This window comes from Phenylobacterium sp., from assembly GCF_035944335.1.
Classification (GTDB): domain Bacteria; phylum Pseudomonadota; class Alphaproteobacteria; order Caulobacterales; family Caulobacteraceae; genus Phenylobacterium.
On record NZ_DASZBG010000085.1, the window covers coordinates 30709 to 53375 of the forward strand.

The following is a 22667-nucleotide window of genomic DNA, read 5'->3' on the forward strand; positions in this document are numbered from 1 at the left end:
GGCTAGACGAGACGCCAGGGAGGCGGGCGTCTCCCCGGAGGTCTGCGTAAGTTGAAACCCCCCGCCAGATGGGTCGTGGTCACCGGCGTCGCCGTGCTCAGCCTGATTGCCGTGGCGGGCTTCGCGACGGCGATCTGGGCGGCCTGGCTGTTCCACGACATGCCCGACGCCTCGGACCTGGCGGACTATCACCCGCCCACCGCCACCCGCGCCTACGCCTGGGACGGCACCCTGATCGGCGAATTCTCCCGCGAGCGGCGCATCTTCGTGCCCTACGACAACATCCCGCCCAGGCTGGCCCAGGCCTTCCTGGCGGCCGAGGACCACAACTTCTTCCAGCACGGGGGCGTGGACTACGGCGGCATCGTGCGCGCCGGCGCCAAGGACATCGTCAACCTGGCCCAGGGCCGCCGGCTGGAGAGCGGCTCGACCATCACCCAGCAAGTGGCCAAGAACATCCTGCTCACCAACGACGCCACCCTCGGCCGCAAGCTGAAGGAGGCGCTGATCGCTCGCCAGCTGGAGAAGACCCTCTCCAAGGAGCGGATCCTCGAGCTCTACCTGAACGAGATCTGGCTGGGCTACCGGTCCTATGGCGTCGGCGCGGCGGCCTACAACTACTTCGGCAAGTCGATCTCCGACCTGGACATCGCCGAATGCGCCTATCTGGCCTCGCTCCCCAAGGGGCCGGACAACTACCACCCGATCCGCCACAAGGCCGCCGCCATCGGCCGGCGCAACTTCGTCATCGACCAGATGGCCGACCTGGGCTGGATCAGCCGCCAGCAGGCCGAGCAGGCCAAGGCCGAGGACCTCAAGGTCCAGCCGGAGCCCTCGCGGGCCAAGTACCGCGACGCCGACTATTTCGTGGAGGAGGTCCGCCGCCGCGGCCTGGCCACCCTCGGCGACCGCATCAACGAGGGCGGCTACTACATGCGCACCACCCTCGATGCGCGCCTGCAGAGCGCGGCGCGCACGGCCCTGATGGACGGCCTCGAGCGGTACGACCGCCGCCACGGCTGGCGCGGCGCCTGGGGCCATGTGACCACGCTCACCGGCTGGGAGGACGTCGCCAAGCACAGCGCCCGGCCCGCCGAGCGCCGCACCTGGCGCGCGGCGGTGGTCACCGACGTCGGCGGCGGCGCGGCCCGCATTCGCACCGTCGAGGGCCTGACCGGCACGCTCGCCGCCGAGGACGTCGCCTGGGCCCGCGCCGGCAAGGGCATCGGCTCCGGCGACCTGATCTGGGTGGACCCGGCCGCCAGCGGCCCCGGCTTTCGCCTCAAGCAGATTCCCATCGTCAATGGCGCGCTGGTCGCCATGGAGCCCGATAGCGGCCGGGTGCTGGCCATGGTCGGCGGCTATTCCTTCTCACTGTCCAGCTTCAACCGCGCCACCCAGGCGCTGCGCCAGCCGGGCTCGGCCTTCAAGCCGGTGGTCTATGCCTCGGCGCTGGAGGGCGGCTACACCCCGGCCAGCGTGATCATGGACGCGCCGATCACCCTGCCGGGCGCCAACGGCCAGGCGTGGACGCCGGAGAACTACGAGGGCAAGTACTATGGCGCCCTGCAGTTGCGCCGCGGCCTGGAGCTGTCGCGCAACACCATGACCGTGCGCCTGGCCCAGGGCGTCGGCATGAACCGCATCTCCGACATGGCCATCCGGCTGGGCGTCACCGACCACATGGACAAGGTGCTCTCCATGGCGCTGGGCGCGGGCGAGACCACGGTGTTCAAGCTGGCCGGCGCCTACGCCTCCTTCGTCAACGGCGGGCGCAAGATCGAGCCGCACCTGATCGAGATGGTCCAGGACCGCGAGGGCAAGACCATCTTCCGGGCCGACGGCCGCGACTGCCCGCGCTGCAGCGGCGGCTTCAACGGCGACGAGAGCCCGCGCATCCCCGAGGCCGGCGCCCAGCTGATGGACCCGATCACCGCCTACCAGATCACCTCCATGCTGCAGGGCGTGGTGCAGCGCGGCACCGCGACGGCGGCGCTGGCGATCGGCCGCCCGGTGGGGGGCAAGACGGGCACCACCAACGACTACCGTTCGGCCTGGTTCATGGGCTTCTCGCCGAAGCTGGTGGTGGGCATCTTCGTGGGCTTCGACGACAACCGCAGCCTTGGCGAGGGCGAGACCGGCGCCGTCGCCGCCGTGCCGATCTTCGTCTCCTTCATGCAGGAGGCCCTGAAGGGCTATCCGCCGGACGACTTCCCCGCGCCGAAGAACGCCAAGTACGCCATGGTGCGCGGCATCCGCGAGGCGTTCCGGCCGGGCACCGAGCCCAAGGTCGCCGTTGCCCCGGAAGGCGCCAATCCGATCGGCCCGATCCCCTACAACCAGCTGCCCTTGCAGGGCGTCCCGGGCCAGCCGCCGGCCGTGGTCGCCCCGCCCAAGGCCAAGAAGCCGACCGACGACGTCAACGGATTGTATTGACGCCTGCTAAGGCCTATCTCGGCCCCCCGAATTTGGTGTGGAGCTTTCCATGAGATTGGATGTCGAGGCCGCCAAGGCCGACATCGAGCAGTCGATCGAACTGCTCAGGAGGCGTCTTTGACTGGGACCCTGCGCTCCGCAAGCTCGATGAGCTGAACGCCCGGGTCGAGGACCCGACGCTCTGGGACGACGCCGCGGCCGCCCAGGCCCTCATGCGCGAACGCACCCGGCTGGCCAGCCAGGTGGGCGCGGTGCAATCGCTCGAACGCGAGCTCGCCGACGCGGTGGGCTATGCCGAACTGGCCGACGAGGAGGGTGACGAGGCCTCCCTCGACGAGGCCCGCACCCAGCTGAAGGGCCTCAAGGACCGCGCCGCCCGCGCCGAGCTGGAGGCGCTGCTCTCCGGCGAGGCCGACGGCAACGACGCCTATATGGAGATCAACTCCGGGGCCGGCGGCACCGAGTCCAACGACTGGGCCAACATCCTCTTGCGCATGTACACGCGCTGGGCCCAGGCGCACGGCATGACCGTGGAGTTCGTGGAGGAGACGCCGGGCGAACAGGCGGGCGTCAAGTCGGTCACCCTGATCATCAAGGGCGATAACGCCTATGGCTGGCTGAAGACCGAGGCGGGCGTCCACCGCCTGGTGCGCATCTCGCCGTTCGACTCCTCGGCCCGCCGCCACACCTCCTTTGCGTCGGTCTGGGTCTATCCGGTGGTCGACGACACCATCGAGATCGACATCAACCCCGCCGACGTGCGCACCGACACCTACCGCGCTTCAGGCGCCGGCGGGCAACACGTCAACAAGACCGACTCGGCCGTGCGCCTGACGCACATCCCGACCAATATCGTCGTCGCCTGCCAGAACCAGCGCTCGCAGCACCAGAACCGCGACCAGGCCTGGAAGATGCTGAAGGCGCGCCTCTACGAACTGGAGCTGGAGAAGCGCGAGGCGGCCCAGGCCGCGATCGAGGAGCAGAAGACCGACATCGGCTGGGGCCACCAGATCCGCAGCTACGTCCTGCAGCCCTACCAGATGGTCAAGGACCTGAGGACCGACGTGGAAACCTCTGACACGCAAGGGGTTCTCGACGGCGACCTCGACGCCTTCATGGGCGCCTCTCTGGCGCAGAGGGTCGGGGCCACCCGGGACTCGACGATGGAGGGCTAGTTACTCGGCGGCGGTCACGACGCTCAGCGCCTGCGGGGCGGCCTCCAGCCGCAGGCTGCGGCCCACGAAGCGGGCGCCCGCCTCGACGATCAGCTCTGTATGCGTGACGTCGCCCTCGACGTCCGCCGTGCCCAGCAGCCGCACCGAGCGCGCCGTGATCTGGCCCCGCACCCGGCCGCGGATCTCCACGCTGTCGCCGGTGATGGAGCCCTCGACCGAGCCGGTCTCGCCCAGCGTCAGCCGGTCGACGCGCGCCTCCCCCTGCAGGGCGCCGTCCAGCTGCACGTCCCCGTCGCTGATGAGCTCGCCGACCAGCCGGACGTTGCCGGCGATGAAGGACGCCGGCAGCGGCTTGCGCGCCATCTCGCCGGGCGCCGGGCGCTCTGAGGAATTAGCCGGCTTGGCGAACATAGGCCCCGGCCTTCAGGTAGCGTTCCGGGTTCATCGGCCGGCCGTTCAACCACACCTCATAGTGCAGGTGGGTGCCTGTGGAGCGGCCCGTCGAGCCCATGCCGCCCAGCCGCTGGCCGACGGCGACCCGCTCGCCCACATGCACCGCGATGATCGCCAGGTGCCCATAGCGGGTCTTCAGGCCCCCGCCATGATCCACTTCGACGGTGTTGCCATAGCCCGAGCGCTGGCCCGTGAACGCGACGACGCCGGGGCCGCTGGCCGTCACCGGGGTCATCCGCGCCGCCGGGAAATCCAGGCCCGAGTGGAACGCCGGCCGGTGGGTGAACGGATCGATCCGCACGCCGTAGCTGGAACTCTCCTCAGCCACATTGGCCGGCCGGGCGAAGGGCAGCCGGTCGGCCGCCTGGCTGAGGCTGTCGGCCTCGGAGAGGTCGGTGGCCGCCCGCTGCACGCGCTCGGCGAAGGCCGGCTCGACGTCCAGCACCGCGGCCAGGGCGCGGGGATCCTTGCTCTCGATCAGCGGCCCGCCCAGCGCGCCGTTCTTCGGCAAATAGGCCGAGGGCGTCAGCCCGGCCAGCCGGAAGGCCAGCCGCAGCCGGTCGGCGCGGCTCTTGGCGTAGGTGTCGGCGGCGTCGAGAAGTTGGTCCTGGCTGAGCTGCACCATCTCGATGCGGCCGACGGGATTGGCATTGCCCGGGCTCAGGGCCTTGGCGATGGCCGGGCTCAGCGCCTGGGCCACGCCGGGCGCGCCCTTCATCTGGGTCAGCAGCATGGCCAGCGCCGCGTGCCGCTTCTCGACCGCGGCGGCCAGTTGCTGGGTGTTGCCGCCGGCGGCATTGAGCTGGGCCACCGCCGAGTTCAGCCGCGCCTGGCGATCGGCGATCCAGCGCTCGTACTTGGCCTGGGTGCGGGCGATCTCGCGGTCGGCCTTGGTGGCCGAGAGCGCGTTGACCAGCATGGCCGCGGTGCAGACGCCCATCCACAGGGCCGCCGCGGCGATCCCGCCGGCCGCCAGCATCTGCTTGTTGGAGGTGAGCACATAGCCCCGCATCGCGCCGCCGGAGCGGACATAGAGATGGCGTTCCGGAAACAGCTCGCGCAGCGAGCGGCGCAAACGCGCCAGATGGCCCTGCATGATGTCGTTGTCCCCCGACCCCCTCGGACGACAGCGATATGCGATGAGATTTCCGGTGCGCGCAAGACGGTTAACGTCGCACCCAACCAAGCACTGTCGGTTGAGTCGGGAAATCCCGCCTAGAGGGCCTGGACGGCGGCCAGCACGGTCTCCGCGTGGCCGGGCGTCTTGACCTTGCGCCAGAGCTTACGGATGACGCCGTCCTCGATCACGAAGGTCGAGCGGTCGATGCCCATGTAGCGGCGGCCGTAGAGGCTCTTCTCGACCCAGGATCCATAGCGCTCCACGACCGCGCCGGTCGGATCGGAGCCCAGCTTCACTCCGAGATCGTGCTTGGCCGCGAACTTCCTGTGCGAGGCGATGCTGTCCTTGGAGACGCCCAGCACGGTCGCGCCGGCCTTGGCGAACTGAGGCCCAAGCGCCGTGAACGCCTTGGCCTCGTTGGTGCAGCCGGTGGTGTCGTCCTTCGGATAGAAATAGAGCACCAGCGTCTGGCCCGCGAAGTCGGCGAGCTTCACAGGCCCGTCGGGGGTTTCGAGTTCGAAATCGGGCGCCTTGGCCCCTTCCTCGATATTCGTCATCAGCACTCCTTTTCCCTCCCGTGAAGGTCAGGGAAAACGCTACACAGGCCTCACCAGGACGATCTTCTTCTTCCCGGCCGCCAGCTTGATCACGCCCCCCACCAGATCGGCGGACGTCACGTTGCGATTGGCGTCCATCTCGGCCTTGTCGTTGACGCGCAAGCCGCCGCCCTGCGCCAGCCGTCGGGCCTCGCCGCGCGAGCCCGCCAGGCCGGCATCCTGGGCCAGCGCCGCCAGCATGATCCCGGCCTCCAGGTCGGCGGTCTTGATCTCGATGGTCGGCAGGTCATCGGAGAGGCCGCCCTGCTCGAACGCGGCCTCGGCGGCCTTGGCGGCGCTCTGCGCGGCCGCCTCGCCGTGCAGCATCCGCGTCGTCTCGTTGGCCAGCACCTTCTTGGCCTCGTTGATCTCCGCGCCGGGCAGGGCCTCCAGCCGCTCGATCTCGGCCAGCGGCAGGTCGGTGAACAGCCGCAGGAACCGTCCCACGTCGGCGTCCTCGGTGTTGCGCCAGAACTGCCAGTAGTCGTACGGGCTCCTGAGGTCGGCGTTCAGCCACACCGCGCCGGCCACCGTCTTACCCATCTTGGCGCCGGAGGCGGTCGCCAGCAGCGGCGTGGTCAGGCCGAACGCGGGCTTCTGATCCACGCGCCGGATCAGCTCCACGCCGTTCAGGATATTGCCCCACTGGTCCGAGCCGCCCATCTGCAGGTTGCAGCCGAGCCGCCGTTCCAGCTCCAGGAAATCCACCGCCTGCATCAGCATGTAGTTGAACTCGAGGAAGGTCATCGGCTGCTCGCGCTCCAGGCGCAGCTTGACGCTCTCGAAGCTCAGCATCCGGTTGACCGTGAAATGCACCCCGAACTCGCGCAGGAACTCCACATAGCCCAGCGCATCCAGCCACTCGGCGTTGTCGACCATCACCGCGTCGGCCGGCCCGTCGCCGAAGCTCAGGAACTTGGCGAACACCGTCTTGATGGAGGCGATATTGGCCTGGATCTGCTCGGTGGTGAGCAGCGGGCGCGAGGAATCGCGGTCGGTGGGATCGCCGACCTTGGTCGTGCCGCCGCCCATCAGCACGATCGGCTTGTGGCCGGCCTGCTGCAGCCGGCGCAGCATCATGATCTGCAACAGGCTGCCCACGTGGAGGGAGGCCGCCGTGGCGTCGAAGCCGATGTAGGCGATCACCCGTCCGTTCGCGGCGGCCTCGTCCAGCTCCACCGGATGGGTGATGGAGTGGATGTAGCCGCGGTCGCGCATGGTGCGCAGGAACTCGGACTTGAATTTGGGCTCGGCGGTCATCGTGGGCTCGGGACTTCGGTGGCCGGGCTCTAGCACGGCGGGGCCGGCGATTTCGAGGGACATGGCGAAGGCTCCTTCAGAGGGGGAGGCCGGCGCGATGTGGTTTCGGATGATCTGCGCCGGCCGGGAGGGGCAGGCGCGAGGGATCGGGCGCCTGCGTCAGGGCAGGCGGTAATAGCGGCCGGAAAGGCGGGCGCGTCCGATCATGGACGGCTGGGTACGGCGAGCCACCCTGGCGGTCAAGTCGCATGAGGCCGAGGCCATCGCGGACCTCGCGGGCCGAGCCCGATGACTGGCGACGAGACCGTCGAGCCCCTCGGGTTGTGAGCCTAGGCGCGCGCGCCTAGGCTCCGAAGATGCGTCTCTTGATGGCCTTGGCCGCGTTGTTGACCACTGTCCTCGCAGCGCCAGTGCTGGCGCAGCCCGCCGCCCCGACACAGGCCCCGGCGATTCGCGAGTTCGACATCGCCACCATCGAGCGGCTCGGCCGGACGATCTACCGTCAGGACAGCGCCGCTTGGCGGGCGACGGACGCCTTGCAGGCGCAGCTCAAAGATATCCATGGCGCCGGCGTGAAGGGCTGGATCGTCGAGGGCGAGGGCGATGTGCAGCGCGTGCGCTTCCTGCGCGATGTCGGCCATGGTCTCGAGGCCGGCTATGACGTCGAAGTCGGGCCGAAGGGCGAGACGCGCGTGTCCGAGCCTGCGGAGCGCAGCCTTGCCCCTGAGGAACGCGCCGCATTCGCCGCCCGTCAGACAGCTGTCGCCCATCTGACGCAGGTCTGTCGCGCTGGATACAACTCCGTTGTCCTGAAAGATCCGGGTGGGGATGGCTGGCTGGTCTGGCTGCTCGCCCCGATGGTCAAGGCGGGCGAGGTGCCGATCGGTGGGCACTACCGCTTCACGATCTCTGCCGACGGCGCGACCGTCGTCAGGATGGACGCCCTATCGCGAAGCTGCCTCGTAATGACGGCGCCAGCCCCAGCCAGCGGCATCAAGCCTGTCGCCATCTTCGTGACCCACGTCGTCTCTCCGACGCCGGTCGAGACCCATGTCTTTCTGCAGATGCAGGCTGGCCAGCCGATGTACGTGATGGCCGGCGGCCAGGTCTGGAAGATCGACGGAGGCCATATCGCCCCGCCGCGACCTCTAGACGGGAAGCCCTAGCCCAGCGCCTGCCACATGGCCATGACCAGGCTGAGCGCGCGCAGGTCGCCCGTGGTGGTCGGCGCCATCCGGTTCATGGCGTAGCCGAAGGTCGTGCGGGCATCCATGTCGATGATCGCCAGCGATCCGCCATAGCCGCCCCAGAACAGGCTGTTGGGGTGGGGCAGGGGCACGATGCCGCCCGCCAGGCCAAACCCCAGGCCGAACCGCGCGGGTGCGTTCAGGATCAGGTCCTGCCCCTCGATCTGCAGTTCGAGCGCCTTGCGGCAGCCGGCCTCCGACATGAAGCGCTTGCCCTGGGCGACGCCGCCGTTGGCGAGGATCGCATGCACCTGGGCGATCGAGCGCGCGTTGCCGGTTCCGCCGGCCGCCGGGATCTCCGCGCCGCGCCAGGCGCGCGTGCGGGTCTCGGCGACGTCGATGCCGGGATTGTGGCTCATGTTGGCCTGCAGCTCGGTCTGCTGGCCGTCGCCGACCGCCGAGCCCGGCGGCGGCGGGATCAGCTCGGCCACCCGGTCGTCCTCGGAGGCGGGCAGGCCGATGTGGAAATCCGCGCCCAGCGGCTCGGCGATCTCCTCGCGGAACACGGTGCCGATCGACTTGCCGGTGATCCGCCGCACCACCTCGCCCACCAGGTAGCCTTGGGTCAGGGCGTGATAGCCGCACGCGGCGCCCGGCTCCCAGTAGGGCGCCTGCGCCGCCAGGAGGCTGGTCGCCTTGTCCCAGTCGTAGAGGTCCTGCTTGGTGATCGGCTCCTTCCAGCCCGAGAGCCCGGCGGAATGGCTCATCAGGTGGCTGACCTTGACGCCCGCCTTCCCGTTGGCGGCGAACTCGGGCCAGTAGCGGGCGACCGGGGCGTCGAAATCGAGCTCGCCGCGGTCGGCCAGCAGCAGCGCCGTCAGCGCCGTCATGGTCTTGGTCGTGGAATAGACGTTGACGATGGTGTCGCGGGTCCAGGGCCGGGTCCGCGCCGGATCGGCGAAGCCGCCCCAGAGGTCGACGACGATCTCGCCCTCCAGGGTCGCGCAGAACGAGGCGCCGACATCGGCGCCGCTCGCCAGATTGGCCTCGAACCCTTCGCGCACGGCCGCAAAGCGGTCCTGCACGAAGCCGTCCGCTATGTCCCGCGCCATGCCGTTTCTCCGCCGTTCGGCGGCAGCCTAGGACCTCCGGAGTCCGGAGCCTAGTCCTTGGCGCGTTCCTGGTAGGAGCCGTCCTCGGTCAGCACGACGATCCGGGTGCCGACGGCGATGTAGGGTGGGACCATGGTCCGCAGCCCGTTGGAGAGCACCGCCGGCTTGTACGACGACGAGGCCGTCTGGTTCTTCACCGCCGGTTCGGTGTCGACCACCTCGAAGGTGGCCAGGCGCGGCAGGTCGATGGCGATCGGCACGCCGTCGTGGGTCGACAGGTTCACGTTCATGCCGTCCTGCAGATAGTAGTGCGCCTCGCCGATCACCTCGGGCGTGGCGATCAGCTGGTCGTAGGTCTCGGGGTTCATGAAGTGGAACCCTTCGCCGTCCGAATAGAGGAAGGTGTAGCTGCGGTCGTCCACCGTGGCCCGCTCCACCGTCTCGGTGGTGCGGTAGCGCTCGGAGATCTTCACCCCGTCGGAGATGCGACGCATGTCCAGCTGGGTGACCGGCGTGCCCTTGCCGGGGTGGATGTTCTGGGCCTGCAGGACCACGTAGAGCTTGCCTTGCAGGTCCACGACATTGCCCTTGCGGAGCGAGCTTGCGGAGACTTTCACGTAAGATCTTCCTCGATGCGCGCGGGGCTCGCGCCCTCGTGGCGCGCGATTCCGCTAATCAAACGGTTGGTGCGCCCCTATAGCGATCTTCCCTGAAATCGCCAGCCCCACGCCGGTCGCACCCCTTTGAAAGCGCCTCAAGCCTCCTCCTGGTGGAGCCCGGACCGCCACGCCGACCGCAGACCCTTTCTGCTGGCCCGTAACCGCGTCGCGGCCGCGATCCGCCGCGGGTTCGAGGACCAGGGGTTCGTGGAGACCGCCGTGGCCGCGCTCGCCATCTCGCCGGGCAATGAGGCGCACCTGCACGCCTTCGAGACCCGGGCGATAGGGCCGGACGGGCAGGGGGCCGGGCTCTACCTGCACACCTCGCCGGAGTTCGCCGCCAAGAAGCTGCTGGCGGCCGGCGAGACCAAGCTGTTCGAGATGGCCCGCGTCTGGCGCAACCGCGAACGCGGGCCGCTGCACCATCCCGAGTTCACGCTGCTGGAGTGGTACCGGGCGAACGCGCCCTATGAGGCGATCATGGCCGATTGCGCGGCCCTGCTGCGGCTGGCGGCCGACGCCGCCGGCTCCAGGCAGTTGAGCTTTCGCGGCCAAATCGTTGATCCAACAGCCGAACCCGAACGCTTGACGGTCGCCGCAGCCTTCGACCGCTACGCCGGCCTCGACCTGTTCGCGTCCGACCTCGCCGCCGCCGCCCGCGCCACGGGCATTCGCGTCGCTGACGACGATGCGTGGGCCGACGTGTTCAGCCGCGTGCTCGTCGAAAAGGTCGAGCCGAACCTCGGGATCGGCCGGGCCACCATCCTTTGCGACTACCCGGTCTCCGAGGCCGCGCTCGCCCGGCCCCAGCCCTCCGACCCCCGCGTCGCCGAGCGGTTCGAGCTCTATGCCTGCGGCGTCGAGCTCGCCAACTGCTTCGGCGAGCTCACCGATCCCGCCGAACAGCGCCGCCGCTTCGAGGCGGAGATGGCGGAGAAACAGCGCCTCTATGGCGAGCGCTACCCCATCGACGAGGATTTCCTGGCCGCGCTCGCGCACATGCCGCCGGCCAGCGGCGGGGCGCTCGGCTTCGACCGGCTGGTCATGCTGGCGACCGGCGCGAGCCGCATCGACCAGGTGCTCTGGAGTCCGGTCCCGGATCTTCCGCCGCCTCGCCTCTAAGGCAGGCCAATCTCTAAGGCAGGATCGTCAGGCCCGCGACGAAGCGGTCGGTTTCCGACAGCGGCGCGGTCGCCCCCGGCGCGGTGATCGTCTGCATCTGGTACATGCGGGCGCCCATCACGATCAGCCGCTCCTTGAAGAGCCGACCCCCGGTGTGCAGGCTGATGTCCCGTCCCGCCGCGCCCTGGAAACTGATGGGGGTGATCGAGACCTGCGTCGCGTCGGGCGCCGCGGCCACCACGCCGCGCGCGGCGGCGTCCACGTCGGCCTGCAGGCCCAGGCCGGTGAAGTCCATCACCATGACCTGCAGGCCCGCGTCGCCGTATTGGGGCAGGAGGAAGGCGATGATGGTGGCCGGCACCTGCTTGCCCGCCGCCGGGATGGTTTCGTGCGAGATCTTCGGGGCGATGTCCGCCGGGGCGGAGAGGGTCATGTGGAGGTCCGGATAGCTCAGGGTCTTCCAGGCGGCGGTCTGCGAGAGCGCCATGGTCGGCGCGAGCAGCGCCAGGGCGAGCGCGAGAATTGCAGTCCGCATCGATGTCCCCCAATGCAGCCAAGGCCAAGCTAGGCCCGGTTCGGCCCGGCGCCTAGCCGGATCGCCGGCCCCCGACCGGCGCATCGTTGCCGAGCGGGCGAGCGGGCGCCATACCGCCGGCCCATGACCGTCCAGACCCTTCGCAGCCCCCAGGCGCTGGCCGACGCCGGCCTGATCGACCCCGCCGACCTCGCCGGCTTGGAGCGGGTCGCCGGGCAATACGCCGTGGCCATCACGCCCGCCATGGCCGAGCTGGTCGACGCCTTCGATCCCGCGGACCCCATCGCGCGCCAGTTCGTCCCGTCGGAGGCCGAACTTCGGCATGTCCCGGAGGAATCCGCCGATCCGATCGGCGACGCGGCCCATTCGCCCGTCGAGGGCGTCGTCCACCGCTACGCCGACCGCGTGCTGCTGAAAGCCAACCACGCCTGCGCCGTCTACTGCCGGTTCTGCTTCCGCCGCGAGATGGTCGGCCCCACCGGCCTGCGCCCGCTCAAGGCCGCCCAGCTCGACGCCGCCGTGGGCTATATCGCCGCCCATCCCGAGATCTGGGAAGTCATCATCACCGGCGGCGATCCCTTCATCCTGTCGCCGCGGCGCCTGGCCGATCTGATGACCCGCTTGGACGCGGTCGGCCACGTCAAGGTGGTGCGCTTCCACACCCGCGTGCCCGCCGTGGACCCGGGGCGCGTCACCGGCGCCCTGGTGGCGGCCCTGAAGGGGTCCTCCAAGACCGTCTATGTGGCCCTGCACGCCGACCACCCCGGCGAGCTCACGCCCGCGGCCCGCGCCGCCTGCGCCAGGCTGGTCGACGCCGGCATTCCGATGCTCGGCCAGAGCGTCCTGCTGCGCGGCGTCAACGACGATCCGGCCACGCTCACCGCCCTCATGCGCGCCATGGTCGAGACCCGCATCAAGCCCTACTACCTGCACCACGCCGACCTCGCGCCGGGCACGGGCCACTTCCGCACCTCGCTCGCCGAGGGTCAGGTTCTGATGAAGGCCATCCGCGGCGCCGTCTCCGGCCTGTGCCAGCCGACCTACGTCCTCGACATCCCCGGCGGCCACGGCAAGGTCCCGGTGGGGCCGGGCTACCTGCACGCGGGCGAGGTCGAGGATCCGGCCGGCGCCCGCCACGTCTATCCGCCGCAGACCCGCTGACGTGGCGTCAGGCTTGCGAACGCTTGTTTGAACCGGCAGGCTTGCTGGCCAACAAGAGGTACGCCAGATGGCCGATGAAGGCTCGACGATCGCCGAGCGCGACGACCTGGGATTCGACCCCGAGGCCTTGCGCGAAAAGTACCGCGCCGAGCGCGACAAGCGGCTGCGCGGCGACGCCAACGCCCAATATGTCGAGATCGCCGGCCAGTTCGCCCACTACCTGGACGACCCCTACATCGCGCCCGGGTTCACGCGGGCGCCCCTGACCGACGAGGTCGAGGTGGCGGTGATCGGCGGCGGCTTCGGCGGCCTGCTGGTCGGCGCCCGCCTGCGCGAGGCCGGGGTGAAGGACATCCGCATCATCGAGAAGGGCGGCGATTTCGGCGGCACCTGGTACTGGAACCGCTATCCCGGCGCGGCCTGCGACATCGAGAGCTACATCTACCTGCCGCTCCTCGAAGAGGTCGGCTATATGCCGGTCGAGAAATACTCCCGCGCCCCGGAGATCCTGCGCCACGCCCGGGCGATCGCCGAGAAGTTCGACCTCTATTCCAATGCCTGCTTCCAGACCGAAGTGAAGGCGCTGCGCTGGGACGAGGCCGCGAACCGCTGGATCATCGAGACCAACCGCGGCGACGCCATGAGGGCGAAGTTCGTGGTCATGGCCAACGGCCCGCTCCACCGGCCGAAGCTGCCCGGCATTCCGGGCATCGAGAGCTTCAAGGGCCATTCCTTCCACACCAGCCGCTGGGACTATGGCTACACGGGCGGAACCTCGGATGGCGGGCTCACGGGCCTGAAGGACAAGGTGGTCGGCGTCATCGGCACCGGCGCCACGGCCGTGCAGTGCGTCCCGCACCTGGGCGAGGGCGCCAAGCAGCTCTACGTCTTCCAGCGCACGCCGTCGTCCATCGACGTGCGCGCCAACCGGCCGACCGACCTGGACTGGGCCAAGGCCCTGACGCCCGGCTGGCAGCAAAAGCGGATGGACAATTTCAACACCCTGGTCTCCGGCGGCTTCGCCGAGGAAGACCTGGTCAACGACGGCTGGACCGACATCATCGGCAACATCCTGTTGCTGGCCCGCCGCAAGGCCGCGGCCGGGGAGCCGGTGGACGACCCCGCCGCCCTGATGCAGCTCGCCGACTTCAAGAAGATGGAGCAGGTCCGCGCCCGGGTGGACGCCGTCGTCGCCGACAAGCAGACCGCCGAGGCGCTGAAGCCCTACTACAACCAGTTCTGCAAGCGGCCCTGCTTCCACGACGAATATCTCGCCGCCTTCAACCGTCCGAACGTGCAGCTGGTGGACACCCAGGGCCGCGGGGTGGAGCGGATCACCGAAAAGGGCGTGGTGGTCGATGGCCACGAATACGAGCTCGACTGCCTGATCTACGCCACCGGCTTCGAGGTCGGCACCGACTACGCCCGCCGGGCCGGCTACGAGATCACCGGCAAGGACGGCCTGACGCTCACCGACAAATGGCGCGACGGGGCGGCCACCCTGCACGGCCTGCACAGCCACGGCTTCCCCAACTGCTTCATCATCTCCAACACCCAGTCCGGCTTCTCGGCCAACTTCCCGCACATGATCAACGAGCAGGCCAAGCATATCGGCTACATCCTCGGCCGCTGCCATGCCGAGGGGATCGCCGCGGTCGAGGCCGCCAAGGACGCCGAGGACGCCTGGGTCGCGACCATCGAAAAGCTCGCCCTGATGCGCCAGGGCTTCCTCGAGGAATGCACCCCCGGCTACTACAACAACGAGGGCAATGTGCGGGCCATGAGCAACCGCAACGCCTCCTATGGCGCGGGGCCGGTCGCCTTCGTGAAGGTGCTGGAGGATTGGCGCTCGACGGGCGAGATGCCGGGCCTGGAGCTCACCCGCGCCTGGCCGGCCAACGGGTAGCAAATCAAGCGGCGAGCAGGACCCTCAGCCTATCCACCGGTATCCCACGCCGGGCTCGGTGAGGATCAGCGCCGGCGCCGAGGGCTCCGGCTCGATCTTCTGGCGCAGCTGGCCGACGAAGACCCGCAGATATTGCACGTCCTGTTCGTGCGCCGGGCCCCAGACCGCGGTCAGCAGCTGGCGGTGGGTGACCACCTTGCCCGCGCCGCGCACCAGCTGGGCCAGGAGGTCGTATTCGCGCGGCGACAGCCGGATGGCCTCGCCGGCCCGGGTGACCAGCCGCTTGATCAGGTCGATGGTCAGGTCGCCGGAGGTCACCACCGGTTCGGCGCCGTCGTCGCGCAGCCGGTGGCGCAGCGCCACGCGCAGCCGCGCCAGCAGCTCGCCCACGCCGAACGGCTTCTCCACATAGTCGTCGGCGCCCATGTCCAGCGCGTCGATCTTTTCGGTCTCCCGGTCGCGCGCCGACAGGATGATGATCGGCCCCTCGTAGAAGGCCCGCGCCTTGGCGAGCGCCGCCTTGCCGTCCATGTCCGGCAGGCCGAGGTCGAGCACCACGGCGTCCGGCGCCTTGCGCGCCAGCTCCTTCAGCCCCGCCGCGGCGGTGTCGGCGCGCACCGGCTCGTAGCCCGCGGCCTCCAGCGCCGGGCCCAGGAACCGGTGGATCTGCGGCTCGTCGTCGATCACCAGGATGCGGGGCTTGTAGTCGCTCATCCTCCTACGCTCCATGCGGAGCTTCGGAGGACAGGTCCTTCGTCGGCCGGCAAGTCGCAGACCTGGCCTTCGAGGCCTTGGCGAAGAAGGCTCACAGCATGAACTCGGGGGTGACGGTTTCCTTGGCCAGGCTGATCAGGATCCGCGTGCCGCGTCCGTCGTGGATCGGCGAGGCCGCCGCGATCCGCCCGCCCATGGCCTCGACGAAGCCCTTGGAGATCGCCAGGCCCAGCCCGGCGCCCTTGCCGCGGTCGGTCGCCTCGTCCATCCGCCGGAATTTCTCGAACACGCGCTCCAGCTCCGCCGTGGGAATGCCGCGCCCCTCGTCCTCGATCGAGATGACCACATTGCGGCGGTCCTCATAGGCCGCCACCTCGATCGCCGTCTTATCGGGGCTGTAGGCGATGGCGTTCTCCAGGATGTTGACCAGAGCCTGTTCCAGCAGCGAGGCGTCGGCCATGACCAGGGTCATCTGGTCGGGGAAGTCCCAGGCCACCTTGCGGCCCTCCAGCCGGCGCTTCACCCGGCCCACCGCGGCGCGCAGCACGTCGCGCGGGTCGGTCCATTCGCGGCGGGTGACCAGGGCCCCGCCCTCCAGCCGCGTCATGTCCAGCAGGTCGCCGACGTAGCGGTTCAGCCGCTCCGCCTCCTCGCGGATGGACAGCAGCAGATCGTCGCGGACCTTCTGGGTCAGCGACTTGCCGTAGTCGATGAGGGTGGTGGCGGAGCCCAGCACCGTCGAGAGCGGGGTGCGCAGGTCGTGGCTGACCGAGTTCAGCAGGGCCGAGCGCAGGGTGTCGGTGCGGCGCAGCGCCTCGGCGTCGGCCGCCGTCGCCGCCAACTCCGCCCGCTCCAGCGCCACCGCCCCCTGGTCGAGCAGGGCCGCCACGAACCGTTCGCCGTCCTCGGTGGCGATCGCGGCCGGCTCCACGCCGACCACGCCGGCCCGCGTCTTCACCCCCTGCAGCGGCCGGAAGGTCCAGGCGGCCATCGGCAGGGTGCCGGTGCCGGCGCCGGCGGGCTCGCCCTTCTCCCAGGCCCAGCGCGCGGCCGCCATGTCGCCGGGCGAGAGGATTTCCCCGGCGGGCGAGGCGGCGGCGATGGCGATGTCTTCCCCCGCCGGCGTCAGCACCACCGCCTTGGCGCCGGTCGCCGCGGCCAGCTGTTCGGCGAGCGCGCTCGCCGCCTCCTCGGCCTTGGCCGCGCCCGACAGCCGGCGCGTCGCCGAGAGCACCGCGGCGATGCCGGACGCCCGCCGCGACGTGGCCCGGGCCTGGTCGCGCACCCGGCCGGTCAACCAGCCGGTGGCCATGGCCACCACGAAGAACACCACGAAGGTGAACACGTCGCCGGCGTGGCCGATGTAGAAGCTCAGCCGCGGCTCCAGAAAGAAAAAATTGTAAACCAGGGCCGAGGCCGCCGCGGCCGTCACCGCGGGCCATAGGCCAAAGGCCACGCCCGAGACCAGCACCCCCAGCAGATAGACCATCGCCAGGTTGGCGCTCTGCACATAGCGGTCGAGCACATAGGCCGCGCCGCTGGCCGCCAACACGCTGGCGAGCGCGGCCAGGTGGCCCATCCATGGAACCTCGACAGGCCGGCGCACCGGCGGCGCCGTCCGCTCGCCGTCGGGGCTCTCGGTGATCACGTGCAGCGCCGCGCCCACCGCCTCGTCGAGCAGGGCGTGGATCAGGTTGCGACGGAAGGGATTGCGCCGGCGCGCGGTCTTGCCGACCACGATCTGGGTCAGGTTGTTACGCCGCGCATAGTCGAGGACGCTGGTCACCAGGTCGTCGCCGGTCAGGGTCACGGTCGAACCGCCGAGCTGTTCGGCGAGCTTCAGGGCCTCGCGCAGTTTCTGCGCGGCGGCCGGATCGGGGGCGGGCCCGTTGGGCCGCTCCACATGGGCGACCGTCCAGGGTGCGTCCATCATCATATCCGACAGCCGCCGCCCGGCCCGCACCAGCGAGCCCGCCATGGCGTCTGGGCCGATCAGCACCAGGATCCGCTCGCCGGCCGCCCACGGCCCCTCGACGCCAGCCCGCTTCATGGCGCCGATCAGCTGGTCGTCCACGGCCTGGGCCGCGCGGCGCAGGGCCAGCTCCCGCAGCGCCGTGAGGTTCTCCACCTTGAAGAAACGGTCGGCGGCCAGCCTGGCGGTGTCGGCCAGATAGACCTTGCCCTGCGCCATCCGCTCGCGGAGTTCGGCTGGGGTGATGTCGATCAGCTCGATCTCGTCGGCGTGGGAGAGCGCCACGTCCGGCACCGTCTCGCGCTGGCGTATGCCGGTGATCTTCCAGACCACGTCCACCAGGCTTTCCAAGTGTTGGACGTTGAGCGTCGTCCAGACGTCGATGCCGGCGGCCAGCAGCTCCTCCACGTCCTGCCAGCGCTTGGGGTGGCGTGAGCCGGGCGCGTTGGAGTGGGCGTATTCGTCGACCAGGAGCAGGCCCGGCCTGCGCGCCAGGGCTCCGTCCAGGTCGAATTCCAGCAGGGTGCGGGCCCGATAGTCGATGGGCTTGCGGGCCAGCACCTCCAGGCCGCGCAGCAGGCTCTGGGTCTCTTTGCGGCCGTGGGTCTCCACGACGCCGACCAGCACATCGCCGCCCTCGGCCTTACGCTTGCGGGCGGCGCGCAGCATCTCGTAGGTCTTGCCGACCCCCGGCGACATGCCGAGGAACACCTTCAGCCGGCCGCGGCCCGCATGGGCGGCCGCGAGCAGGGCGTCGGGATCGGGCCTGAGCGCGTCTTGCGTCATGGCCTCCTAGCTTGAGCGCGCGGCAGGGCGGCGTCGAGGGCCAGGTTGGTCTTCAAGACGTTCACATGCGGCTGGCCGAAGACGCCGAGCCAGGGCCCCTCGGTGTTGTCCGAGATCACCTTCCGAACCGTGCCCAGGGGCACGCCCCGCGCCGCGGCGACGCGGGCCGCCTGCCGCGCGGCGTTGGCGGGCGAGACGTCGGGGTCGAGCCCCGAGGCCGAGGTGGTCACGGCGTCGGCGGGGATCGCCACGCCCGGCGCCTCGGCGCGGATGCCGTCGGCCGCGGCCTTCACATGCTTGGCGAGGTCCGGGTTGAGCGGCCCGAGGTTCGTGCCGCCCGAGGACGTCGGGTCATAGCCGTTCCCCGCCGCCGAGGCGCGCGGGTGCAGGTATTCGGGCTTTGCGAAGCCCTGGGCGATCAGGGCGGAGCCGACCACCTTGCCGTTCAGCCGCACCAGGCTGCCTTCGGCCTGGGCGGGGAAGGCGACCTTGGCGATGCCGGTGACCAGCAGGGGATAGCCGACCCCCAGCAGCAGGGTGAAGAACAGGGTGGCGACAATCGCCGGGCGGATGTCGGAGAGCATGGGGATCCTCACACCAGGTGCAGGCCCGAGACCACCAGGTCCACGAGCTTGATGCCGATGAACGGGGCGACGATGCCGCCCAGGCCATAGATGAACAGGTTGCGCTGCAGCAGCCGCGCCGCGCCGATCGCCCGGTAGCGCACGCCGCGCAGGGCGAGCGGGATCAGCATGACGATGATCAGGGCGTTGAAGATCACTGCCGACAGGATCGCGCTCTTCGGGCTCGCCAGATGCATGATGTTGAGCGCGCCGAGCGCGGGCAGGGCGATCACGAAGATCGCCGGGATGATGGCGAAATACTTGGCCACGTCGTTGGCGATGGAGAAGGTGGTCAGCGCGCCGCGGGTGATCAGCATCTGCTTCCCCACCTCGACGATCTCGATGACCTTGGTCGGGTCTGAATCCAGATCGACCATGTTGCCGGCCTCGCGGGCGGCCTGGGCGCCGGTCTGCATGGCCACGCCGACATCGGCCTGGGCCAGCGCCGGGGCGTCATTGGCGCCGTCGCCGCACATGGCCACCAGCCGCCCGCGGCCCTGCTCCTCGCGCATCATGCGCAGCTTGTCCTCCGGCGTCGCCTCGGCCAGGAAATCGTCGACGCCGGCTTCGGAAGCGATGGCCGCGGCGGTCACCGGGTTGTCGCCGGTGATCATCACCGTGCGCAGACCCATCCGGCGCAGGTCGGCGAAGCGGTCCTTCACGCCGGGCTTCACCACGTCCTTCAGGTGGATCACGCCCACCAGGGCGCCATCCTCGCTGACCGCCAGCGGGGTGCCGCCGGCGCGCGCGATCCGGTCAACCGCCGCGGCCAGGTCGGCCGGCATGTCTTTGGCGGTGAGGCCAAGCGTCGCCAGCACCGCGTCCACCGCGCCCTTGCGCCAGGACTTCTGGCCGGCGTTCAGCCCCGACTGCCGCGTGGTGGCGGAGAAGGCGATGATCTCGCCGCCCTTCGGGGCCTCGGCGGTCTGACCCAGATCCTGGGCCAGCTGCACGATCGAGCGGCCTTCCGGCGTCTCGTCGCCCAGCGAGGCCATCAGCGCGGCCTGCAGCGCCCGTTCCGGCCGCACGCCCGGCGCCGGGATAACCTCGGTCGCCATGCGGTTGCCGTAGGTGATGGTGCCGGTCTTATCGAGCAGCAGGGTGTCGACGTCGCCGGCCGCCTCCACCGCCCGTCCCGAGGTCGCCAGCACATTGACCTTCAACAGCCGGTCCATGCCCGCGATGCCGACCGCGGAAAGCAGGCCGCCGATGGTCGTCGGGATCAGGCAGATGAACAGGGCGCCGAGCACCAGCGGGCTCATCACCACGCCGGAGTAGGCGCCGAGGCCCAGCAAGGTCGCCGTCGCGATCAGGAAGATCAGCGTCAGGCCGGCCAGCAGCACGGCCAGGGCGATCTCGTTGGGCGTCTTGCGGCGGTCAGCGCCCTCGACCATGGCGATCATCCGGTCGAGGAAAGTCGACCCGGCTTCCGAGGTGACGCGCACCTTGATCCAGTCGGACACCACCGTGGTGCCGCCGGTCACCGCGCTGCGGTCGCCGCCGCTCTCGCGGATCACCGGCGCGCTCTCCCCGGTGATGGCCGCCTCGTTCACCGAGGCGATGCCCTCGACGATCTCGCCGTCGGCTGGAACGACGTCGCCGGCTTCCACGAGGACGACGTCGCCGACGCCCAGCTTGTGCGCCGGCGTCAGGACGAAAGCCTCGCGGGCGGGATCTGGCAGGCGCTTGGCCTGGGTGGTCACCCGCGCGGCGCGCAGGCTGTCCGCCGCCGCCTTGCCGCGCCCCTCGGCGACGGCCTCCGCGAAATTCGCGAACAGCACGGTGGCCCAGAGCCAGATGGCGAGCTGCAGGGCGAAGCCCCAGGCGCCGCCCGACGCCATGGCCAGCCCGGTCGAGACGGTGGCCAGGATGGCGACCACCTCGGTGGCCAGGATGACCGGATTGCCGGTCAGGCAGCGGGGGTCGAGCTTGACGACCGCGTCGCGCGCGGCGCGGGCGAGGATCGGCGCCGAGAAGCTGCCGACCAGGGTGGAGGCCTGGCGGCGCGAGGCGCCCAGCGGTTCGGTGATTGTGGTCATGGGATGCCCTGATGGGTCAGCGCGCCGCCACGGCCTGGAGCACCTGGAAGTGCTCCACGATCGGGCCGAGCGCGAGCGCGGGGAAGAACTGCAGGCCGCCCATGATCAGGATCACCCCGATCAGGAGGCCGATGAACAGCGGGCCGTCCGTGGGGAAGGTCCCGGTGGTCGCGGAAAGCTTCGGCTTGGCGGCCAGCGAGCCCGCGATGGCGAACACCGGGACCACGTAGGCGAAGCGGCCGAGCAGCATGGCGATGCCCAGCGTGGTGTTCCACCAGGGCGTGTTGGCCGACAGGCCCGCGAAGGCCGAGCCGTTGTTCCCGGTCGCCGAGGAATAGGCGTAGAGGATCTCCGACAGGCCGTGCGCGCCCGGATTGCCCAGGCCCTTCAAGGCCATCGGCAGCACCGCCGCCACCGCCGAGAAGCCGAGGATCGACAGGGGCAGGATCAGCACCGCCAGCATGGCGAGCTTGACCTCGCGGGCCTCGATCTTCTTGCCCAGGTACTCCGGCGTCCGTCCGACCATCAGGCCGGCCACGAAGACCGCGATCAGCGCCATGACCACCATGCCGTAGAGGCCCGAGCCCACGCCGCCCGGCACGATCTCGCCGAGCTGGATCATGAACATCGCGACGCCACCCGCCAGCGGCATGAAGCTGTCGTGCATGGCGATCACCCCGCCGTCCGAGGCGCCGGTGGTGTTGGCGGTCCACACCGCCGTCGAGGGCCCTCCGAAGCGCACCTCCTTGCCCTCCATGTTCACCGAGGCCTCGGCGTGCGCGGCGACCAGGGCCGGAGCCGGCTGGACCTCCGCGGCGTAGATCGCGGCCGAGGCGCCCAGGATGAACAGCGCCATCACCGCGACCAGGGCGCGGGCGTCACGCCTGGCCAGCACCACGCGGCCGAAGGCCACCACGCAGGCGTAGCCCAGCACGTTCATCGAGACGATCTCGAGGAGGTTGCTGATCGCGTTCGGGTTCTCGAACGGGTGGGCCGAATTGGCGTTGAAGACGCCGCCGCCGTTGGTGCCGAGCTGCTTGATGGCCTCCTGGCTGGCGGTGGGGAACAGGGCGATGGTCTGCTTGGCGCCTTCCAGCGTGGTGGCGGCCGCGCCGGCGACGAGCGTCTGCGGCTCGCCCAGCGCCACATAGATCAGCGCCAGGACCAGGGAGATCGGCAGCAGCACATAGAGGCTGATCCGGGTCAGGTCGGCCCAGAAGTTGCCCAGCCCCTCGCCGCGATTGGCCGCGAAGGCCCGCGCTAGCGCCGCCGCCACGGCGATGCCCGCCGCCGCGGAGAGGAAGTTGTGCGAGGTCAGTCCGGCCATCTGCGAGAAGGTCGAGACCGCCTGCTCCGGCGTATAGGACTGCCAGTTGGTGTTGGTGACGAAGCTGACGGCGGTGTTGAACGCCAGGTGCGGGCTCATGCCGGCGAACCCCTGCGGGTTCAGCGGCAGGAGGTTCTGAAACCGCAGGGTCAGGTAGAGCACGACGAAGCTCGCCGCCGAGAACATCAGGAAGCTCGCCGCATAGGCGAACCAGCCCTGGCTCCGGTCGGGCTTGATCCCGCAGGCGGCGTAGGCGAGCCGCTCGACGGGCTTCAGCACCGGATCGAGCCAAGTGCTTTCACCCTGCCAGACGCGCGCCAGGAAGACGCCGAGCGGCCAGGCCAGCCCGACGGTGATGGCGATGGTGATGAGGATTTCCAGCCAGCCCTGCGGGGTCATCAGAACGTCTCCGGACGCAGGAGAGCGGCCAGCATGTAGCCGCCGATGACGAGCGCGCCGGCGCCCCAGATGAGCATTTCCAGCA

At 70.0% G+C, this 22667-nt stretch carries 18 protein-coding genes; 6 read left to right on the forward strand and 12 right to left on the reverse strand.

All coding sequences use genetic code 11. The features are described 5' to 3' along the window. The first annotated feature begins 51 nt into the window (after positions 1-51). Together VGT80_RS14110 and prfB are read left to right on the forward strand one after the other, a co-directional pair. The gene (locus VGT80_RS14110; RefSeq protein ID WP_327456847.1) at positions 52-2436 is read left to right on the forward strand and encodes a penicillin-binding protein 1A; all 2385 of its coding nucleotides are present in this window, start codon (positions 52-54) and stop codon (positions 2434-2436) included. 49 nt (positions 2437-2485) lie between these two features. Further along, a protein-coding gene (prfB, locus tag VGT80_RS14115) for a peptide chain release factor 2 (RefSeq protein WP_327456849.1) occupies positions 2486-3611 on the forward strand; the annotation gives its coding sequence in 2 pieces (ribosomal slippage) (positions 2486-2554 and positions 2556-3611; 1125 coding nt in all). Here the strand turns inward: prfB and VGT80_RS14120 are convergent. The 4 genes from VGT80_RS14120 to tyrS form a co-directional block, all read right to left on the reverse strand. Further along, positions 3612-3974 (reverse strand): polymer-forming cytoskeletal protein, encoded by a 363-nt coding sequence (locus VGT80_RS14120; RefSeq protein WP_327456851.1) that lies wholly within the window; start codon positions 3972-3974, stop codon positions 3612-3614. 28 nt (positions 3975-4002) lie between these two features. Continuing rightward, positions 4003-5160, reverse strand: a complete 1158-nt coding sequence (locus VGT80_RS14125; RefSeq protein ID WP_327456853.1) for a peptidoglycan DD-metalloendopeptidase family protein — start codon at positions 5158-5160, stop codon at positions 4003-4005. A gap of 119 nt (positions 5161-5279) precedes the next feature. Beyond that, positions 5280-5741, reverse strand: coding sequence for a peroxiredoxin (locus VGT80_RS14130; protein ID WP_327456855.1), 462 nt, complete (start codon positions 5739-5741; stop codon positions 5280-5282). A gap of 39 nt (positions 5742-5780) precedes the next feature. Continuing rightward, entirely contained in the window at positions 5781-7103 is a 1323-nt protein-coding gene (tyrS, locus tag VGT80_RS14135) for a tyrosine--tRNA ligase (RefSeq protein ID WP_327456857.1), read from the reverse strand. 293 nt (positions 7104-7396) lie between these two features. Here tyrS and VGT80_RS14140 point away from each other — a divergent pair, with 293 nt between their 5' ends. Next, entirely contained in the window at positions 7397-8206 is an 810-nt protein-coding gene (locus tag VGT80_RS14140) for a hypothetical protein (protein WP_327456858.1), read from the forward strand. Here VGT80_RS14140 and VGT80_RS14145 read toward each other — a convergent pair. Both VGT80_RS14145 and efp read right to left on the reverse strand, forming a co-directional pair. Next, positions 8203-9339: a serine hydrolase domain-containing protein gene (locus tag VGT80_RS14145; RefSeq protein WP_327456860.1), complete on the reverse strand. Its 1137-nt coding sequence runs from the start codon at positions 9337-9339 to the stop codon at positions 8203-8205. The genes VGT80_RS14140 and VGT80_RS14145 overlap by 4 nt on opposite strands. Positions 9340-9389: 50 nt before the next feature. Next, a complete protein-coding gene (efp, locus tag VGT80_RS14150) occupies positions 9390-9956 on the reverse strand; it encodes an elongation factor P (protein WP_327456862.1) in 567 nt (188 codons plus the stop codon). A gap of 126 nt (positions 9957-10082) precedes the next feature. Here efp and epmA point away from each other — a divergent pair, with 126 nt between their 5' ends. Next, on the forward strand, positions 10083-11120 hold the full coding sequence (gene epmA, locus VGT80_RS14155) for an EF-P lysine aminoacylase EpmA (protein ID WP_327456864.1): 1038 nt from the start codon (positions 10083-10085) through the stop codon (positions 11118-11120). A 13-nt stretch (positions 11121-11133) separates the two neighbouring features. Here epmA and VGT80_RS14160 read toward each other — a convergent pair whose 3' ends face one another. Next, a complete protein-coding gene (locus tag VGT80_RS14160; protein WP_327456866.1) occupies positions 11134-11655 on the reverse strand; it encodes a hypothetical protein in 522 nt (173 codons plus the stop codon). Positions 11656-11778: 123 nt separating this feature from the next. On the opposite strand from VGT80_RS14160, the gene VGT80_RS14165 reads away from it, so the two are divergent. After that, complete coding sequence (locus VGT80_RS14165) at positions 11779-12816, forward strand: lysine-2,3-aminomutase-like protein (protein WP_327456868.1); 1038 nt, start codon at positions 11779-11781, stop codon at positions 12814-12816. A gap of 67 nt (positions 12817-12883) precedes the next feature. Further along, positions 12884-14722, forward strand: coding sequence for an NAD(P)/FAD-dependent oxidoreductase (locus VGT80_RS14170; RefSeq protein WP_327456870.1), 1839 nt, complete (start codon positions 12884-12886; stop codon positions 14720-14722). Between the two features lie 24 nt (positions 14723-14746). Here VGT80_RS14170 and VGT80_RS14175 read toward each other — a convergent pair whose 3' ends face one another. The 5 genes from VGT80_RS14175 to kdpA all read right to left on the reverse strand — a co-directional run bounded on the left by VGT80_RS14175 (position 14747) and on the right by kdpA (position 22582). Beyond that, a complete protein-coding gene (locus VGT80_RS14175; RefSeq protein WP_327456872.1) occupies positions 14747-15436 on the reverse strand; it encodes a response regulator in 690 nt (229 codons plus the stop codon). A gap of 91 nt (positions 15437-15527) precedes the next feature. Beyond that, the gene (locus tag VGT80_RS14180) at positions 15528-18194 is read right to left on the reverse strand and encodes a sensor histidine kinase KdpD (protein WP_327456874.1); all 2667 of its coding nucleotides are present in this window, start codon (positions 18192-18194) and stop codon (positions 15528-15530) included. Further along, positions 18191-18778: a potassium-transporting ATPase subunit KdpC gene (kdpC, locus tag VGT80_RS14185; protein ID WP_327456876.1), complete on the reverse strand. Its 588-nt coding sequence runs from the start codon at positions 18776-18778 to the stop codon at positions 18191-18193. The genes VGT80_RS14180 and kdpC overlap by 4 nt, the downstream gene beginning before the upstream one ends. A gap of 8 nt (positions 18779-18786) precedes the next feature. Beyond that, positions 18787-20856, reverse strand: coding sequence for a potassium-transporting ATPase subunit KdpB (kdpB, locus tag VGT80_RS14190; RefSeq protein WP_327456878.1), 2070 nt, complete (start codon positions 20854-20856; stop codon positions 18787-18789). Between the two features lie 16 nt (positions 20857-20872). Then, positions 20873-22582 (reverse strand): potassium-transporting ATPase subunit KdpA, encoded by a 1710-nt coding sequence (gene kdpA, locus VGT80_RS14195; RefSeq protein ID WP_327456880.1) that lies wholly within the window; start codon positions 22580-22582, stop codon positions 20873-20875. Positions 22583-22667 lie beyond the last annotated feature (85 nt).